We start from the raw sequence: 393 nt of genomic DNA, 5'->3' as shown, positions 1-393 counted from the left end.
TCAACGGCTGATGGGCGTCACTTTCTTGTTGGTCTGAGACTTCTTGCTCCTTGCGCCACTTCCAGTATTCTTCCATGTTCAGGTAGCAACGGCCTGTTGTCCACGCCTCGTCAATCTCCATCAGCAGTGCCCCGATCAGCCGTATCACTGACTCCCGGTTGGGGAAGATGCGTATGACGCGCTCACGGCGCCGGATTTCTTCGTTCAGTCGCTCCACACCGTTGGTCGTGCGCAATCGCCGGCGATAACGCTCAGGCAAAGCCAGCACCGCAGTTACATCGTCGAACCCATCCTCCAGCACTTTCACGGCCTTGGGTGCCCGCTCAGCGTACTCCTCGGCAAACTTGTCTTTGAGTAGTCGAGCTGTTTGGATATCGGGCGCATCCAGGATGG

Annotated in this window: 1 protein-coding gene; it reads right to left on the bottom strand. The window is 57.3% G+C overall.

The genetic code is table 11. From position 1 onward, the window contains the following. A partial coding sequence (locus J3482_RS20330; protein WP_206923107.1) for a transposase occupies positions 1–393 on the bottom strand: 393 nt, incomplete at both ends.

The organism is Alicyclobacillus suci, assembly GCF_017329615.1.
Classification (GTDB): domain Bacteria; phylum Bacillota; class Bacilli; order Alicyclobacillales; family Alicyclobacillaceae; genus Alicyclobacillus; species Alicyclobacillus suci.
The sequence above is the reverse complement of the archived record's forward strand: the minus strand, read 5'-3'. Positions and strand labels throughout refer to the sequence as shown.